At 32.3% G+C, this 19,419-nt stretch carries 15 protein-coding genes and 1 other RNA gene; 13 read left to right on the top strand and 3 right to left on the bottom strand.

The features are described from left to right. Window positions 1-265 precede the first annotated feature (265 nt). Both JQN76_RS11015 and recU read right to left on the bottom strand, forming a co-directional pair. A complete protein-coding gene (locus JQN76_RS11015) occupies window positions 266-2,449 on the bottom strand; it encodes a transglycosylase domain-containing protein (protein WP_000138348.1) in 2,184 nt (727 codons plus the stop codon). Next, window positions 2,446-3,072, bottom strand: a complete 627-nt coding sequence (gene recU / locus JQN76_RS11010; RefSeq protein ID WP_001108889.1) for a Holliday junction resolvase RecU — start codon at window positions 3,070-3,072, stop codon at window positions 2,446-2,448. The genes JQN76_RS11015 and recU overlap by 4 nt, the downstream gene beginning before the upstream one ends. Before the next feature lie 305 nt (window positions 3,073-3,377). On the opposite strand from recU, the gene JQN76_RS11005 reads away from it, so the two are divergent. The 7 genes from JQN76_RS11005 (at window position 3,378) to JQN76_RS10975 (ending at window position 7,088) form a co-directional block, all read left to right on the top strand. Further along, the gene (locus JQN76_RS11005; RefSeq protein WP_001815491.1) at window positions 3,378-3,557 is read left to right on the top strand and encodes a hypothetical protein; all 180 of its coding nucleotides are present in this window, start codon (window positions 3,378-3,380) and stop codon (window positions 3,555-3,557) included. Between the two features lie 54 nt (window positions 3,558-3,611). After that, complete coding sequence (locus tag JQN76_RS11000) at window positions 3,612-3,962, top strand: YppE family protein (RefSeq protein WP_001000806.1); 351 nt, start codon at window positions 3,612-3,614, stop codon at window positions 3,960-3,962. Then, on the top strand, window positions 3,955-4,518 hold the full coding sequence (locus JQN76_RS10995; protein WP_000241308.1) for an SLOG family protein: 564 nt from the start codon (window positions 3,955-3,957) through the stop codon (window positions 4,516-4,518). Before JQN76_RS11000 ends, JQN76_RS10995 begins: the two co-directional genes overlap by 8 nt. A gap of 13 nt (window positions 4,519-4,531) precedes the next feature. Then, a complete protein-coding gene (gene gpsB / locus JQN76_RS10990) occupies window positions 4,532-4,876 on the top strand; it encodes a cell division regulator GpsB (protein WP_001286320.1) in 345 nt (114 codons plus the stop codon). A 62-nt stretch (window positions 4,877-4,938) separates the two neighbouring features. Continuing rightward, window positions 4,939-5,318, top strand: an RNA gene (rnpB, locus tag JQN76_RS10985) — RNase P RNA component class B. 208 nt (window positions 5,319-5,526) lie between these two features. Beyond that, window positions 5,527-6,672 (top strand): THUMP domain-containing class I SAM-dependent RNA methyltransferase, encoded by a 1,146-nt coding sequence (locus JQN76_RS10980; RefSeq protein ID WP_000487144.1) that lies wholly within the window; start codon window positions 5,527-5,529, stop codon window positions 6,670-6,672. A gap of 83 nt (window positions 6,673-6,755) precedes the next feature. After that, a complete protein-coding gene (locus JQN76_RS10975; protein WP_000516794.1) occupies window positions 6,756-7,088 on the top strand; it encodes a DUF4889 domain-containing protein in 333 nt (110 codons plus the stop codon). Window positions 7,089-7,718: 630 nt separating this feature from the next. On the opposite strand, the gene JQN76_RS10970 is transcribed toward JQN76_RS10975, so the two are convergent. Next, window positions 7,719-9,056, bottom strand: a complete 1,338-nt coding sequence (locus JQN76_RS10970) for a PepSY-associated TM helix domain-containing protein (protein WP_000798990.1) — start codon at window positions 9,054-9,056, stop codon at window positions 7,719-7,721. Between the two features lie 303 nt (window positions 9,057-9,359). Between JQN76_RS10970 and JQN76_RS10965 the strand changes: the two genes are divergently transcribed. The 6 genes from JQN76_RS10965 to norB all read left to right on the top strand — a co-directional run bounded on the left by JQN76_RS10965 (window position 9,360) and on the right by norB (window position 19,326). After that, window positions 9,360-12,800, top strand: coding sequence for a dynamin family protein (locus JQN76_RS10965; protein ID WP_001836662.1), 3,441 nt, complete (start codon window positions 9,360-9,362; stop codon window positions 12,798-12,800). A gap of 19 nt (window positions 12,801-12,819) precedes the next feature. Further along, entirely contained in the window at window positions 12,820-13,698 is an 879-nt protein-coding gene (locus tag JQN76_RS10960) for a 5'-3' exonuclease (RefSeq protein ID WP_001133022.1), read from the top strand. Between the two features lie 474 nt (window positions 13,699-14,172). Further along, window positions 14,173-15,291 (top strand): alanine dehydrogenase, encoded by a 1,119-nt coding sequence (gene ald, locus JQN76_RS10955; RefSeq protein WP_000959421.1) that lies wholly within the window; start codon window positions 14,173-14,175, stop codon window positions 15,289-15,291. Between the two features lie 94 nt (window positions 15,292-15,385). Next, on the top strand, window positions 15,386-16,426 hold the full coding sequence (gene tdcB / locus JQN76_RS10950; RefSeq protein ID WP_000210820.1) for a bifunctional threonine ammonia-lyase/L-serine ammonia-lyase TdcB: 1,041 nt from the start codon (window positions 15,386-15,388) through the stop codon (window positions 16,424-16,426). 30 nt (window positions 16,427-16,456) lie between these two features. Then, the gene (locus JQN76_RS10945) at window positions 16,457-17,779 is read left to right on the top strand and encodes an APC family permease (protein ID WP_000064778.1); all 1,323 of its coding nucleotides are present in this window, start codon (window positions 16,457-16,459) and stop codon (window positions 17,777-17,779) included. Between the two features lie 155 nt (window positions 17,780-17,934). After that, window positions 17,935-19,326, top strand: coding sequence for a multidrug efflux MFS transporter NorB (gene norB, locus JQN76_RS10940; RefSeq protein WP_000414679.1), 1,392 nt, complete (start codon window positions 17,935-17,937; stop codon window positions 19,324-19,326). Window positions 19,327-19,419 lie beyond the last annotated feature (93 nt).

The following is a 19,419-nucleotide window of genomic DNA, read 5'->3' as shown; positions in this document are numbered from 1 at the left end:
AATCATAATTTTAAAAATGGGAACAACCACTTTTGCAATGTCAATAATTTTAAATAGCTAAAGATGTGAATATGAAAAACTATTTAGATGTTTCAAAATGTATGTGAATGACTGATTTTAAGGTTTCTACTAATATAGCAATAGCGTATGAATACTTATAAAAAAAGCAGGAAGTTTTACCTTCCCACCATAAAAGATGAAGAACCTAAAAAATCCTCAGCTACGCCATAAATATGGTATAACTGAGGATTTTATGTTGTGTGGATTAGTTGAATATACCTGTTAATCCACCGCTGTTTCTAGATTGTTGAGATCTAGTATTGTTATTTGATTGTGCAGTACCACTGCTGTTTGCTGATGTGTCACTACCACCGTGTGTACTACGATTTGTAGTGTTGTTATCTTGACTACCAGAAACATTGATTGATGGGATACTACCACTTACTGAGCTAGGACGTTTAAAGTCTTCGCCATCTCTAGATGAAATTTTTGACATCACATTTTCATATAAGAACTGTGGATATTCTTGTTGGCTATGTCCCACAAATGAGTTTTCACCATATTGTTTAACTTTACTGAAGCCCATCCACACTGACATAGTGTATTGAGGTGTAAAGCCGTTAATCCACACGTCTTTCGCTGCATTATCAGGTAAATTATATTGTGAATAAGTTTCAGCACCGTAAGTACCAGTACCTGTCTTAGCACCCATATTTACTCCAGCTACACCATGGCCATATGCAGAACCATATGGTTTAAATGTACCTTTTAGCATCTCAGCTAACATGTATGCAGTGTAATCACTCATCGCTTTATGGCTAGTATGATCGTATTCGATTGTTTCACCGTCACGAGTAACTACTTTTTGAATTGAATGCGCGTTGTTATAAGTACCACCGTTAGCGATTGCAGCAAATGCTGATGCTAATTGTGTTGGTGAGAATTCTGAAGCAGAACCACCAAGTACTTCAGATGGACCAATATCGCCTTCGTAGTTTAAGCCAAGTTTGGCAGCGAATTTCTTAGGTGCATCGTTACCAGCATTTTGCTTAACTGATTGCCATGCTTTTAAAGCTGGGATATTGAAACTTTGTCGTAAAGCATCATAAATAGATACAGTACCGTGACTCTTCGTATCATAGTTTCTAAATGTAGAACCATCAACTTGATATGAAGATTCATCTTGAATCGCATGGTTTGTTGCCCATTTCATATTTTCAATGGCAGGTCCATACGCTAAGAAAGGTTTTAAAGATGAACCAGTAGGGTGAGGATCTGTTGCTTGGTTTCTGTTAACGACGTCTTTGAAATCACGTCCACCAGATATAGCAACTAAACCACCAGTTTTACTATCAAGAATCGTTGCACCAACTTGTTGGTCTTTATTCTTGTAGAAGCTACCATTATCAACATCATTTTGTAATGTTTTTTGAACATCTTTATCCATGTTTGTATAAATTTTAATACCACTTTGTAATACATTACCTAAATTTTCATCTTTGAATTCTTTATTATTCATTAATTCAGATTTTACAAAGTTAACGTATGAATTATACTCAGAATCTTGATTTGTATCAATGTTTTGACGTTCTTCAGCAGTACGATTTACTAAGTTCGCTTTTAAATCGATTTTCTTAGCATCTTCCCACTGTTTATCTGTAATGCGTTTATGATAATGCATTAAGTATAAAACAGTGTTTTTACGATCTTCAGCAGCTTTTGGATGATCATAAATATTATAGTTGTTTGGAACCTGAGGTAAACCGGCTAAATAAGCTTCTTCCGCTAAGTTTAAATCTTTTAAATCTTTATTAAAGTAATACTTAGCAGCAGCTTTAATACCTGTTACGCCATCAGAATAGTAAATTTTGTTTAGATATACTTGGAAGATATCATCTTTACTATACTCTTGTTCTAAACGATATGATAAGTATGCTTCTTGAGCTTTACGTCCAATAGATTTATGTTGTGATAAAAATGCATCTTTAACAACTTGTTGTGTTAATGTTGAGGCACCTTCAGAACCAAATCCACCAGTCAAGTTCTTACCAATTGCACCGAATAAACGTTTATAATCAAGTGCGCCATGTTCGTAGAAACGATTGTCTTCAGTTGCAAGTACTGCGTCTTTCATTGATTTCGGCACGTCTTTTAAATTTACATGCTCATGTCTTTGGCCATTATCTAATGTTTTAACAAGTTCTCCGTTCTTGTCATATATCTTTGCAGGAATCGGATCTTGTAATTTAGCTTCGGTAAAAGCAGGTGCTTTCCAAGCATAATAAGCAAACAATAAGATACCTAGTAAAAGAACAACAAAAAATGCAATAATCATGAAGCCAATAATCTTAATAATCGTTCTCTTCACATTTCTATTCTTTTTTGAGTTGGATTTCCCACCATTATTACCGTTTTTCTTAGGCTGAGAAGATCCTTTGTTTTCCGTCATACGCGGTCCTCACTTTCATCTAATATCAACTTATCAACTGCTTTTAGATAGTCTAATCTTGGTTGATACTGATAAGGAATATGGTAACCATTTTTTCGTATTTCATCAACTGTTATAGACTTTTTAATATTATCTTTATATCTCTTCCAAAATACTTCGAATTTTGAATAGGGTAAAAGATAAACTTCATCTAGCGTTTTAAAACGAATCATTAAAAACACAATACCTTTTTGTTGATATGCATTTTTCATATGTTCGACTTGATGGTCATGAATATTATTTAAAGGAAAGGACGTCTTGTTTTTAGTTTCCTTTGCTTCAAAATCAATATAATAACCTTGATAAACGCCGTTGTAATCAGTTGTTGAAGGTGTACGAAAATAAGCTTCGTTAATCACAGCTTTACTCCGCTTAGGATAGTTGACATTAACTATTTGTACTGGCGTAGGCTTTTTGTGAATAACTGCAATGTCGCTTTTAAGATAAAACGTATTTGAATGTTCGATATCTTTTTCAAGTGACATACCACGTCCACCATACTCAATATTACTAAAGGCAGCGGTCTTTTTCCCTCCGTCTATAGCACTATTTTTACGATATGGTTTACCATTTGGATAATTCATAAATTTCACCACACAAGTTTGGTAGTAAACGTTGTTTATTATACACAACATTATAGTGAAACACCAAACTTAAATTAGTATAAATGCGAAAGACACAATACACCAAAGCTTATTTTAACGTGATTTCAGCATTAACACAATAATATTATAATACATTTACTGTTAATGTTGGAATTTTACACACAATTTTAATTAATTGAAAAGTTTTGCTTATAAAAATGAATACTCATTACAATATTTTTGAATTTTGTTATAAAAGTCAAATCATGATCAGTAATTTTTATTTTTGAGGCAAGTACAAGTATGTGTTGTTAATCAGCAGAGGTGTATTTGATTTAAATGATTTTATTAGATTAAAAATATTTTCATCGTATAACAACATACACGATAAAATTTTGTATTTATATAGGAAGTTTTTAGATTTACTTGATTTAACAGATAACACATTTGAAAAAATAGTTAAATCAAATTATATAGAGTGTTAAAACATGACGAATACAGTATATTGTGATAAATTAAAAAATGTAGGAGGCGTCCTCATGAATGATGTAGTCGAATCACTAATTTATGAAGTTAACAACATGCAACAAAATTTTGAAAATGTGAAATCACAACAACAAGATCATGATTTTTACCAAACTGTAAAGCCATATACTGAACATATTGATAGCATGCTCAATGAGATCAAATTACATCGTGAATTTATTATAGAAGTACCTTATATGAATTCAAGGAAATTTGAGCTACTGATTGCTAACATTGAACAACTTTCTGTCGAATGTCATTTTAAGCGAACAAGTCGAAAGTTATTTATAGAAAAGCTTAAAAGCGTTCAATATGATTTACAAAATATATTAGATGGCGTAACAAAAGAGGGTACTTATGGTTAAAACAGTTTATGTAACAGGTTACAAATCATTCGAATTAAACATTTTTAAAGATGACGCACCTGAAGTACATTATTTAAAACAATTTATAAAACATAAAATTGAACAACTGTTGGATGAAGGATTAGAATGGGTGTTAATACAAGGGCAAATGGGTATAGAATTATGGACTGCAGAAGTTGTTATTGAATTACAACGAACATATGATTCGTTAAAGTTTGCTGTAATTACACCGTTCCAAGGACATACAGAAAAGTGGAATGAACATAATCAAAGTAAGTATGCCAACATAATTAAGCATGCAGATTATGTTGATAGTATTTTTCATACGTCGTATCAAGGTCCTTTTCAATTTAAACAAGCAGATCAATTTATGCTTGAACATTCGGATCAAACATTGCTCATTTATGATGAGGAACAAGAGGCGAGTCCTAAGTTCTTCAAGCAGATGTTAGTTGATTTTATGGATAAAACAAACTATACTTGTGATATTGTGACGTTCGATGAATTAACAGCATTCATCAATGACTTACAGTGGTCTGAAGATCAAAGTTTCTAATGAGGTGGAAAAAATGTCAGATGTTTCATTGAAATTATCAGCAAAAGATATTTATGAAAAAGATTTTGAAAAAACGATGGCTCGTGGCTATAGAAGAGAAGAAGTAGATGCATTTTTAGATGACATTATTGCTGATTATCAAAAAATGGCCGATATGAATAATGAAGTTGTGAAATTATCAGAAGAGAATCATAAACTTAAAAAAGAATTAGAAGAATTAAGACTACGTGTAGCAACATCAAGACCTCAGGACAATAAAAGTTTTTCTTCGAATAATACAACAACAAATACATCTTCAAATAATGTAGATATTTTAAAACGTATTTCAAACTTAGAAAAAGCTGTATTTGGTAAATAATTACTAAATACAAAAGTTTAACTGTCTTACTAATAATGACTATGTTATAATTTTAAAAGTGATATTTTGGGTAATCGCTATATTATATAGAGGAAAGTCCATGCTCACACAGTCTGAGATGATTGTAGTGTTCGTGCTTGATGAAACAATAAATCAAGGCATTAATTTGACGGCAATGAAATATCCTAAGTCTTTCGATATGGATAGAGTAATTTGAAAGTGCCACAGTGACGTAGCTTTTATAGAAATATAAAAGGTGGAACGCGGTAAACCCCTCGAGTGAGCAATCCAAATTTGGTAGGAGCACTTGTTTAACGGAATTCAACGTATAAACGAGACACACTTCGCGAAATGAAGTGGTGTAGACAGATGGTTATCACCTGAGTACCAGTGTGACTAGTGCACGTGATGAGTACGATGGAACAGAACATGGCTTATAGAAATATCACTACTAGTTTAGCTCTCCTAGATGATGGAGAGCTTTTTTCATGAAAAGAACACTTAAAATTAACGCCTTGTCTTGATATAATGACACTGCCTTGTTTTAAAATAGTAAGCGGATGCGTTAATGTATCAGCGATTAAATTTGTTGGAAATGTATAAAAAACACAAGCTAAGAATAAAATACCTGTATAAAAGGAGAATCATATATGTTTCAATTACTTGCAGTTTGTCCGATGGGATTAGAAGCTGTTGTTGCTAGGGAAATTCAAGAATTAGGCTATGAAACAAATGTTGAAAATGGTCGTATATTTTTTGAAGGAGACGCAAGTGCAATTGTAAAGGCAAATTTATGGTTGCGCACAGCAGACCGAATCAAAATTGTTGTTGGACGTTTTAACGCAACAACGTTTGACGAATTATTCGAACAAACCAAAGCGCTCCCTTGGGAATCTATAATTGATAAAGAAGGTAACTTCCCAGTTCAAGGTAGAAGCGTTAAATCAACACTACATAGTGTGCCAGATTGTCAGGCGATAACTAAGAAAGCTATTGTTGAACGATTACGTCGCGCATATAACGAAAAAGGTTGGTTAAATGAATCAGGTGCCAAATACCCTGTTGAAGTTGCCATTTTAAAAGATAATGTATTATTGACTATCGACACATCAGGTTCTGGTTTGAACAGACGTGGTTATAGATTAGCACAAGGTGAAGCACCAATTAAAGAAACGTTGGCAGCAAGTTTAATCCGTCTTGCAAACTGGAAAGGTGATACACCTTTAATTGATCCATTTTGCGGTTCGGGTACAATAGCTATAGAAGCTTGTTTAATTGCTCAAAATATCGCACCTGGTTTTAATCGCGAGTTCGTATCAGAGCAATGGAACATCATGCCAGCAAATATTTATGATGATTACCGTGATGAAGCGGATAAGATGGCTGATTATGATAAAGAAATCGAAGTATATGCTTCTGATATCGATCCTGAAATGATAGAGATTGCTAAGCGTAACGCTGAAGAAGTTGGGTTGTCTGATATTATTAAATTTAGTGTAAAAGATGTCAATACATTAACAATTGATACAGAAGAACCGGTGGCGTTAATTGGAAATCCTCCATATGGTGAACGTATTGGTGATCGTGAAGAAGTTGAAGAAATGTACCGTTATATTGGTAAACTAATGAAACAACATCCATTTTTATCTACATACATTTTAACAAGTAATAAAGAATTTGAATATTTAGTAGATCGTAAAGCAACGAAGCGACGTAAGTTATTTAATGGATATATAGAATGTACTTATTATCAATACTGGGGTAAAAAGACAGAACGTAAAACTATCGAAAACTAAAGTGTTTCTAATGCGTGACTAAAATTAGTATTAATTATGTTCTCATGATAATAGGTGTTTTTGAAAAATGGAGGAGTCTATAAATGGGTAAAAAAATGGGTCTAGGTTTATCTATTGCATTGATTGTTATTGGTATTGCCGTTGTATGTTTAATGATTTTTTCTAGTCAAAAAACGACTTATTTTGGTTATATGAATAGTAATACAAATGCAGAAAAAGTTGTAAGTGAAAAAGATGGATTAGTCAAACATAATATCAAAGTAGAACCATCTAATGATTTCAAGCCGGAAAAAGGAGACTTTGTAAAATTAGTTTCTAAAGATGATGGGAAGACATTTTATAAACAAGAGATTGTTAAACATGATGACGTCCCACACGGTTTAATGATGAAAATTCACGACATGCATATGAATTAATAAAAAAGCATCTATAACGTAATTTTGAAGAAGTAGAGTTATCTTCTTATGCGTTTTAGATGCTTTTTTATCTTCAAATTCAAAAAATCGGACAGATGGGAGTGGGACAGAAATGATAAAGAGCCACTAATGATTTATTATGTAGTGGTTCTTACACATTAGCCACAGCTAATGTGTACTTAAAAATAGGAATACATGAGTAAAACTCATGCATAAGAAATACTAATTTCTATAGAAAAAGTATTTCTTTATCGTTGTCCCACCCCAACTTGCATTGTCTGTAGAAATTGGGAATCCAATTTCTCTGTGTTGGGGCCCCGCCAACTTGCATTGTCTGTAGAAATTGGGAATCCAATTTCTCTATGTTGGGGCCCACACCCCAACTCGCATTGCCTGTAGAATTTCTTTTCGAAATTCTCTGTGTTGGGGCCCCTGACTAGAGTTGAAAAAAGCTTGTTGCAAGCGCATTTTCATTCAGTCAACTACTGCCAATCTAATATTATAGACCCTAGGACATTGATTTATCTCCCAAGCTCCATCAGTACGATTTATTATAGAACCCGTTTTAAGTAATTAGAGAGTCGAGAATCATTTTGTAAATTTCGTCAGTTCAAAACTTTAAGTGTATGATTATTTAGCACGACGGTCTTTAACATATAATATTAATTCAATTATGAATACTAGTATAAGTGATAATCCAAATAATGGCATTAATAGTCCTAATACAATTAAACATATGATGAGTGATATAGATGCTGGTTTTTTTACGCGATGTGGTACTTTTACTGCAGTATTTTTTGTACGCTTTATCCAAGAGACAAATCCCATACCAATGGCTACTAATAAAGCGATACATACAAATAAATTAATGATTTTGTTTAAAATACCGAATAAATGACCTTCGTGAAGCGGTATGCCCCATGTAAACCATTTAGCAATAATACCGTAGTCATCATATTTAATCGTACCTAGCTTTTTACCGCTATATTGGTCGAAATAAAGTGTTTGTTCCTTGTAAGGTGATACATCTAGCCCAGTAACACCTGAATTACTAGTATTAGATACAATAAAGGTACCATTTTTATCACTTGGATATACGATTGAAAACGGCTTTTTAATACCAGCTTTTTGCGCTTGTACAACGACCTTATCAATAGATATTTGATAATCTAATTTGGTTTGAGGCATTGCTGCATTACCATGATGACTACTTGAACCTTTTTCGGATGAAGCTGGCTGTTTATTTTTACGTGTAGCCCAAGGTAATTCGTTCAAATCTGATTTAGGTGGATTAATCGCTAATTCACCTTGACCAAGGTCACCGTTTGTGTCCATCATACCGGCAATTTTACTGCCCATAAAACCAGACCATGGCAATCCAGTTAAAACTAATACAAATACTGGAATTGCAATGATAACTCCAATCATTGCGTGCCACTTTTGCCAACGAAGTGCCTTACTTTTGTTAGAAATTAAATGCTTCTTAATGAGTAAATAAGTACCAGATAAAATCATGAATATCGTCCAACATGCGGTTAACTCTACTAAATAATTAATAATAGTATTTTCAGTAAACAAAGAACTATGTATACTTCGCATCACATTAGAATACGTATGTTTCGCATTTTGATCTGCAACAAATTGATTGTTATGATCTAGAAAGACGTAACGTTGATTTCCTGCCATATCACTCAGTGTAATTCGTTTGTTATATGGTTCATCAAGTATGCTAACTTTACTTACAAAGAATCCTTCATATTGTTGTTCAACTTGATGTACTGCATCATTTAATGTTTGATGCGTTTTTACATCACTGTCACCAAAAAACTCATTCTTATAAATATTATTTTCAACTTCTGGAAAGAACAAGTAACCAATGCCCGAAATGGTTAAAGTGATTAACAGTGGAGCAATAAAAATTGCTGCATAGAAATGTAATCTTTGTAATGGATTAAATGTATTTTTCATATTTCCCTCCCAATTGGCTATTATACGGTGTCAATTCTGTGACGTGTGTGAACAAACTGTGACAATATTTATTTTCTAGAAAAATTTAACGATGATTTGTGATTTTTAGAAAAATGAACTTTTAAGTTGGAATGTTTGAAGAAAATTGATTATTCGTATGTTTTATCAAGCAGCTATGATAAAATTTAAACATAATACAATGCGAGCCATTTAACGATCTATGTTTAAATGGACATCGATATTGTATGAATTCGTTGTAACAAGCAAGCATTTCTATGTGAACGAACCAAAGGGGAAAGTAACATGATTAATAAAGAACAATTAGATCTTTTATATAAATTAAAAAAAGAAGTTGAAAAGTCGCGAAATGAAGCACTTTTACATACAATTAACCAAGTAATTAAGAAAGTATATTTGCAGCAATATACATGTTCGTTCGTTGGACATTTTTCTGCAGGTAAATCGACACTGATAAATTTATTAATTGAACAAGATATCTTACCAAGTTCACCTGTACCAACGACAAGTAATACTGCTATTGTGTCAGTTTCAGACAATCACGATATTATTGCTAATTTGCCGAATCAAACGTATGCCAAATTATCTAATTATGATGAAGTAAGGGAAATGAATCGCCAAAATGTCGACGTTGAATCTGTAGAAATTAATTTTCAATCAGCTAAATTTGAAAATGGGTTTACGTTGCAAGATACACCAGGTGTTGATTCAAATGTTGCATCACATCAGTCAATAACAGAACAATATATGTATACAAGTAATATGATATTTTATACGGTTGACTATAACCACGTTCAATCTGAACTTAACTTTAAGTTTATGAAGCATATAAATGATGTTGGAATACCTGTTGTGTTTATCATTAATCAAATTGACAAGCATCAAGACGATGAATTGTCATTCTCTACGTTTAAATCTCGAGTTGAAAAATCAATTGCAGATTGGGGTATTAAATTAGAACGCACCTTTTATGTATCTAAATTTGATCACCCTGAAAATGAACTTGAAGTATTATCAAGTTATCTAATTTCATTAGATCAACATAGAGAGGCAATAGAGGATTATACATCAAGAACGGTTGAATACATTACCGAAGCTCAGCTAGATTACATTCAGTCTGAAATTCAGGAAGTACTAGAAGATTTAGGTATCGAAGAAGCGGAGTTTGAACAAGCATTTTTAAATAGTCAACAACATCAAGCAATTAGTGAAGAGGCACAACTTTTAAATAATCCAGATGAATTAATGGCATTTTTAAAGAATAAGCGTAAAAATATTTTAGAAAATGCATACATTATGCCGCATAATATGAGAGAAATGTTACGAAGTTATTTGGAAAGTATGTCTCAAGACTTTAATGTTGGCGGATTTTTTAATAAAAAGAAGAAAAAACTACAAATTCAACAACAGCGATTATTAACAGCGACAGATGCGTTACAAGAACATGTTAATCAACAAATTCGTCAACCAATGCGAGAAGATATGTCATTTGTTACGCGTTTTATCAATAAAAAAGAAGCTTCAGATAAAGTATTAAATCAGCATTATGACGTTAAGCCAGAAATGATTGAAGGTTTATATCAACCACAAACATCAATCAGCAATACTTATGTACTTACATTTTCAGACGAAGTGGTTAAAGCCATTAAGAAATATGTTGAACAACAATCAACACCAATTTTTAAAGAAATAATAGAAAATGTGCAGGCAGATGAATTACCAACAGAAGAAAGTGATGATTTAAAAGAATATCAACGTTATACAGAATTAAATGAGCTGCGTCAGTCATTGACGACTAAGAATTATCGTCACTACTATATTCATTTAGATGAATCTCTAGATAAATTAATAGGTCGACAAGAGACAACATATCAAGTGGCTACTGATAATGCTCAGGATAATCGTGATAATCAGCAGCTAAATCAAAATACAGCTACAACAAATATGTCTATAGATATTCAAAAAGCGCTTGATATAATTTCGGATGTGCCTTTGTTCAAGCGTACAAAGCAAGATATCCACGAAACATTAACACGTATAGATAATAAATTAATAAAAATAGGTGTATTTGGAACATTTAGTGCTGGTAAAAGTAGTTTGATAAATGCATTATTAGGCGAGCATATTTTAGTCAGTTCTCCAAATCCTACTACAGCAGCTACTACAGAAATATCTTATGGAGACGAGAGTTATATAACGCTAAAATCACAATCGCAATTATTAGATGAAATTAATGCAGTAGTTGAATACCAAGATATGTCTTATTCGACTATAGAAGACTTTATTAATTCAGATTTAGAAAAGTTAAAATCACATTTAAATAAAAATCAACTCGCTTTTATTCAGGCAGTTGAAAAACATTATAAATTGTATGTCAATATGTTGGAAAATGGAGAAAAACATGCCATTAATCAACAGGAATTGAAAAAGTGGAGTGCAGAAGATGAATATGCAACATTTGTTAAGACAGTACACATTGCATTAATGCATGATTGGTTAAAAGGTAAAATAATTGTTGATTCATTAGGGCTACACTCAAATAACCAAAGGCATACAAATGAAACCGAACAAATTTTAACTTCTTCAGACTTAATATTGTATGTAAGTTATTTTAATCATTCATTTACTGATAATGACAAAGCGTTTATAGAACACATGAAAGATATGAACCAGTTGAATGAAAACCAAGCATTTAAAATGGTAATTAATGCTGCTGATTTAGCAGAAAGTCAAGATGATCTTGAAGCAGTTGAAACATATGTATCAGATGCATTAAGACAAGTACACTTACAATCAGACATTTTTGCTGTATCAAGTCGAAATGCATTGCAAGCTGAAGATAAGGGCATTGATCAATTAAAACAAAGCATACAACAATTTGTTGATGTTGAATCTAAATCAATTTTAGAACAACAAATGATTCATCAGCTTCAACAAATGGATCGTTCTTATGTAGAGATGATTACAGAATTTGAAACAAATAAAGCTGATATTTCACGTCGCCAACAAAGGTTAACAGATTATAAAGATAAACAGCGTTTACAACATCAATTAATTGATGCGTCGTTACAACATACAGACAACGAAGTTGAAGAACAAGTTTATCATTTAAATGCCCGTTTAAAACTACAACTACTTGACGATGTTAAATCAGTGTTTAATTCTCAAATGACGCAAAATAGTGATTTTAATGAAGAAAAGAAAGTGTCTACGAGAGTATACTTAGATCAAATTCATCAACGATTGTTTTTAGAGCAATCTTTAATTACAGAACGTATAAAAAAATACTTTAATAAGCAACTCACTGAGCAAATTGCACCAATCGTTCAACAATTAGCAGATTTACATGTCATTATTAATCCTCAGTTTAACTTTGAATCAGCTAATATAGAGCAACCATTATTGCACATCGATTTCAACGATATGCTAAATGCATTGCCTAAACAATTAACAAAACGTAAAATTTTGAATCCAAATGGGCAAAGAGATATACATGAATCAATTTGTCAAAGTACGTTAGGATTATTACAACCACAAATGGGATTATTGAGGCAACAACTTGAATTATATGTTAAGCAAATGGCTGTAGAAGCTGAATCGCAATTTGAAAGTTTTGAAGCTAATATTCAAACGCAAATAAACGATTTATTAGCATTTGATTTAGATACAACACTTATCAATCAATTGAAAGATAAACATCAACAACTGAAAACTATTTTATATTAAGAAAGAAGGAACGTTTTAAATGCCTAATAAAATATTACTTGTAGATGGTATGGCACTATTATTTAGACATTTCTACGCTACAAGTCTTCATAAACAATTTATGTACAATTCACAAGGTGTACCTACAAATGGAATACAAGGGTTTGTGCGTCATATCTTTTCGGCAATACATGAAATACGCCCTACACATGTAGCTGTATGTTGGGATATGGGACAATCAACTTTTAGAAATGATATGTTTGATGGTTATAAGCAAAATCGTTCTGCACCACCAGAAGAATTGATACCACAATTTGATTATGTTAAAGAAATTTCAGAGCAATTTGGCTTTGTAAATATTGGCGTTAAAAACTATGAAGCGGATGATGTTATAGGTACATTAGCACAACAATATTCAACTGATAACGATGTCTATATTATTACGGGCGACAAAGATTTACTGCAATGTATTAATGACAATGTTGAAGTTTGGCTAATTAAAAAAGGTTTTAACATTTATAATAGATATACATTACATCGTTTTAACGAAGAATATGCCCTTGAACCACAACAACTAATCGATATTAAAGCGTTTATGGGTGATACAGCAGATGGATATGCGGGTGTTAAAGGTATTGGCGAGAAAACGGCTATTAAGTTAATTCAGCAATATCAAAGCGTTGAAAATGTGGTTGAAAACATTGATGCATTATCAGCTGGTCAACGTAATAAGATAAATGACAATTTAGATGAACTATATTTATCGAAGCGACTTGCTGAAATTCACACACAAGTACCAATTGATAGTGAATCGCTTTTTGAGAAAATGTCATTTGCAACAACACTTAATCATATTTTATCAATTTGTAACGAACATGAATTACATGTTTCAGGAAAATATATTTCATCCCATTTTTAAAAAGTATAAGATTTTATGAAAAATTAAACCAATTAAGTATAAAAAGACTATTTCTATCGATACAAGGTAGAAATAGTCTTTTTGCGTATTTGGATATGTCAGAGTGAATAAATAAGCCGAATTTTGATAGATACATATTTGATTAATCAATAGAGTATAAAGAATTATATTTCATCCAAATAAATTACCATACACTACAAAATAGTACAGTTACAACTTTATTAATCTAAAAAACATATTTAATTAATTAGTTTTTGAGTCAATGTATTAATACAACTATAAATCAAATGGAGTATAAGAAATAAATATAGTGGTATAATTGCACATAATATTTAAGGATAAGAATAATATATTAAATATTTATTAACAAATTATAGATAAAATATGAATAATTAATTAATGGTATTTACATATTCATAACCAAAGGATAAAATAATTGTGAAATTATTCACAAATGAAAGAGGAGTGTTGCAAATGTTAGTTGCAGTAGTCAAAGAATTAAAACAAGGTGAAGGACGTGTAGCTTGCACACCCGAAAATGTGCGTAAGTTAACGGATGCAGGACATAAAGTAATTGTTGAAAAAAATGCTGGCATTGGTTCAGGATTTTCTAACGATATGTATGAAAAAGAAGGCGCTAAGATCGTAACTCACGAACAAGCATGGGAAGCTGATCTTGTTATCAAAGTAAAAGAACCTCATGAAAGCGAATATCAATATTTCAAAAAGAATCAAATTATCTGGGGATTTTTACATCTAGCATCTTCAAAAGAAATAGTAGAAAAAATGCAAGAAGTTGGTGTAACTGCGATTAGTGGTGAAACCATTATAAAAAATGGAAAAGCAGAATTATTAGCGCCAATGAGTGCTATAGCAGGTCAACGCTCAGCAATTATGGGAGCTTACTACTCTGAAGCACAACATGGTGGTCAAGGTACTTTAGTGACTGGTGTACATGAAAATGTGGATATACCTGGTAGTACATATGTGATTTTCGGTGGTGGCGTAGCAGCAACAAATGCAGCAAATGTTGCCTTGGGACTAAATGCTAAAGTAATCATTATCGAGTTAAACGATGACCGCATTAAATATCTTGAAGATATGTATGCAGAAAAAGATGTCACAGTAGTCAAATCAACACCAGAAAATTTAGCAGAACAAATTAAGAAAGCAGATGTATTTATTTCTACAATTTTAATTCCAGGTGCGAAACCGCCAAAATTGGTTAATCGTGAGATGGTTAAATCAATGAAAAAAGGTTCAGTATTAATCGATATAGCTATTGACCAAGGTGGAACTATTGAAACAATTAGACCAACTACAATTTCTGATCCAGTGTATGAAGAAGAAGGTGTGATTCATTATGGTGTACCAAATCAACCAGGAGCAGTCCCAAGAACTTCAACAATGGCATTAGCACAAGGAAATATTGATTATATATTAGAAATTTGTGACAAAGGCTTAGAACAAGCAATTAAAGATAATGAAGCCTTAAGTACTGGTGTAAACATTTACCAAGGACAAGTGACAAATCAAGGATTAGCTTCATCACATGACCTAGATTATAAAGAAATATTAAATGTTATCGAATAGATAATAATTTAAATGAAATTGAGTGAAATGAATATTTTAAATATAGCATTATAGTTTGGACTAAAAATTTACAAAACGGAAGGATGTAATTATTATGACAACCAACACAGTTACATTACAAACAGCACATATTGTAAGTTTAGGAGATATCGAAGAAGCTAAAGCAAGCATTAAACCATTTATTCGTCGAACACCACTAATTAAATCTATGTATTTAAGTCAAAATATCACTAAAGGTAACGTATATTTAAAACTTGAAAATATGCAGTTTACAGGTTCATTTAAATTTAGAGGTGCTAGCAATAAAATTAATCATTTGTCAGATGAACAAAAAGCTAAAGGTATTATTGGCGCATCAGCCGGAAATCATGCACAAGGTGTAGCTTTGACAGCAAAACTATTAGGTATTGATGCAACGATTGTGATGCCAGAAACAGCACCAATTGCTAAACAGAATGCTACCAAAGGATATGGTGCAAAAGTTATTTTAAAAGGTAAAAACTTTAACGAAACTAGACTTTATATGGAAGAATTAGCGAAAGAAAATGGCATGACAATCGTTCATCCATATGACGATAAGTTTGTAATGGCAGGCCAAGGAACAATTGGTTTAGAAATTTTAGATGATATTTGGAATGTGAATACAGTCATCGTACCAGTTGGCGGTGGAGGATTAATTGCAGGTATTGCCACCGCATTAAAATCATTTAACCCTTCAATTCATATTATCGGTGTTCAATCTGAGAATGTTCATGGTATGGCTGAGTCTTTCTATAAGAGAGATTTAACTGAACATCGAGTGGATAGCACGATAGCAGATGGTTGTGATGTAAAAGTTCCTGGTGAACAAACATATGAAGTAGTTAAACATTTAGTAGATGAATTTATTCTTGTTACTGAAGAAGAAATTGAACATGCTATGAAAGATTTAATGCAGCGTGCCAAAATTATTACTGAAGGTGCAGGCGCATTACCAACAGCTGCAATTTTAAGTGGAAAAATAAACAATAAATGGCTTGAAGATAAAAATGTTGTTGCTTTAGTTTCAGGCGGGAATGTTGACTTAACTAGAGTTTCAGGTGTCATTGAACATGGACTGAATATTGCAGATACAAGCAAGGGTGTGGTAGGTTAAAACATTTAATCTTAAAAATGAGGTGTAATTATGTCAAATGGTAAAGAATTACAAAAAAATATAGGTTTCTTCTCAGCGTTTGCTATTGTTATGGGGACAGTTATTGGTTCAGGAGTATTCTTTAAAATATCAAACGTAACAGAAGTAACAGGAACAGCAGGAATGGCCTTGTTTGTATGGTTCCTAGGCGGCATCATTACCATTTGTGCGGGGTTAACAGCAGCAGAACTTGCTGCTGCAATCCCTGAAACAGGTGGCTTAACGAAGTATATAGAATATACATACGGTGATTTCTGGGGCTTCCTATCAGGTTGGGCGCAATCATTTATTTATTTTCCAGCTAACGTAGCAGCATTGTCTATCGTATTTGCGACACAGCTAATTAATTTATTCCATTTATCTATAGGTTCGTTAATACCAATAGCAATCGCATCTGCGTTATCTATTGTGTTGATAAATTTCCTAGGTTCAAAAGCAGGCGGAATTTTACAATCAGTTACTTTAGTAATTAAACTGATTCCAATCATCGTTATTGTAATTTTTGGTATTTTTCAATCTGGAGATATCACTTTTTCATTAATTCCAACTACAGGTAATTCAGGAAATGGTTTCTTTACAGCAATTGGTAGTGGTTTATTAGCAACTATGTTTGCATATGATGGTTGGATTCATGTAGGAAATGTTGCGGGGGAACTTAAAAATCCTAAACGCGATTTACCTTTAGCGATTTCAGTTGGTATCGGTTGTATTATGGCTGTGTATTTATTAATTAACGCTACATTCTTATTAACGTTGCCAATAGAACTACTTGCTGGTAATTTAAATGCAGCTTCAGATACATCAAAAATATTATTTGGTGAAAATGGCGGTAAGATTATTACAATCGGTATATTAATTTCTGTTTATGGTACGATCAATGGCTATACTATGACTGGTATGCGCGTACCATATGCAATGGCTGAAAGAAAATTATTGCCATTTAGCCACTTATTCGCAAAATTAACAAAATCTGGCGCACCATGGTTTGGCGCAATTATACAACTTATAATCGCTATCATCATGATGTCAATGGGAGCATTTGATACAATTACAAACATGTTAATCTTTGTTATTTGGTTGTTCTATTGTATGTCATTTGTTGCGGTAATAATTTTAAGAAAACGTGAACCAAATATGGAGCGACCATATAAAGTACCGTTATATCCAATCATACCTTTAATTGCTATTTTGGCAGGATCATTTGTATTAATTAATACACTGTTTACACAATTTATATTAGCAATCATTGGAATTCTAATAACAGCACTTGGTATACCAGTTTATTACTATAAGAAGAAACAAAAAGCAGCATAAGGTAAGATAACTAGCATTGAGAATAAATGGATGGACTACTAATAAATTTAAAGTTTTACACATTAAAATTAAAACCATTCAATTATTCTAACGAACAGACAAATTTCTGTTATGGAATTTGTCTGTTTTTCAAAAGTATAGGGAGGCAAATAGAGATGGAAAAGCCGTCAAGAGAGGCATTTGAAGGCAATAATAAGTTGTTAATAGGAATTGTTTTAAGTGTAATAACGTTTTGGCTATTTGCACAATCATTGGTTAATGTTGTACCAATACTTGAAGATAGTTTCAATACAGATATTGGAACGGTTAATATCGCCGTTAGTATAACTGCTTTATTTTCAGGAATGTTTGTAGTAGGAGCAGGTGGTCTTGCTGATAAATATGGCAGAATTAAACTCACGAACATTGGTATTATCTTAAATATATTAGGTTCATTATTAATCATTATTTCAAATATTCCTTTATTACTTATTATAGGAAGATTAATTCAAGGACTTTCAGCAGCATGTATTATGCCTGCAACTTTGTCTATTATTAAGTCATATTACATTGGGAAAGATAGACAACGCGCTTTAAGTTATTGGTCAATTGGCTCATGGGGCGGCTCTGGTGTTTGTTCATTTTTTGGAGGTGCAGTTGCAACGCTTTTAGGTTGGCGTTTTATTTTCATCCTATCAATTATAATTTCATTAATTGCACTGTTTCTTATTAAAGGCACACCTGAAACTAAATCTAAATCGATTTCTCTAAATAAATTTGACATTAAAGGTCTGGTTCTTTTAGTCATTATGCTCCTCAGTTTAAATATTTTAATTACTAAAGGATCAGAATTAGGTGTAACCTCACTTCTTTTTATTACTTTATTAGCTATTGCAATTGGATCTTTTAGTTTATTTATAGTTCTTGAAAAGCGTGCTACAAATCCTTTAATCGATTTTAAATTATTTAAAAATAAAGCTTACACAGGTGCAACAGCTTCAAACTTTTTGTTAAATGGTGTTGCAGGAACATTAATAGTAGCCAACACATTTGTTCAAAGAGGTTTAGGATATTCTTCATTGCAAGCAGGAAGTTTATCAATCACTTATTTAGTAATGGTACTAATTATGATTCGTGTTGGTGAAAAGTTACTTCAAACACTCGGATGCAAGAAACCAATGTTAATTGGAACAGGAGTTCTTATTGTCGGAGAATGTCTCATTTCATTAACTTTCTTGCCAGAAATATTGTATGTCATTTGTTGTATTATAGGTTATTTATTCTTTGGTTTAGGACTAGGGATATATGCTACACCATCAACAGATACAGCAATTGCAAATGCACCGTTAGAAAAAGTAGGCGTTGCTGCAGGTATCTATAAAATGGCTTCTGCATTAGGTGGAGCATTTGGCGTCGCATTGAGTGGTGCAGTATATGCAATCGTATCAAATATGACAAACATTTATACAGGTGCAATGATTGCATTATGGTTAAATGCAGGTATGGGAATATTATCATTCGTTATCATTTTGTTACTTGTGCCTAAACAAAACGACACTCAATTATGATAATTGAGAATTAAATTGAAATCATACAAGTCGCTACAATATTAAACAAAAATATAAACCGATTCTTATGTGTCATTATTTTAAATGAACATA

The sequence above is a fragment of the Staphylococcus sp. SM3655 genome (assembly GCF_016917315.1).
Classification (GTDB): Bacteria; Bacillota; Bacilli; order Staphylococcales; family Staphylococcaceae; genus Staphylococcus; species Staphylococcus aureus.
This window is presented reverse-complemented; position numbering and strand designations above follow the sequence as displayed.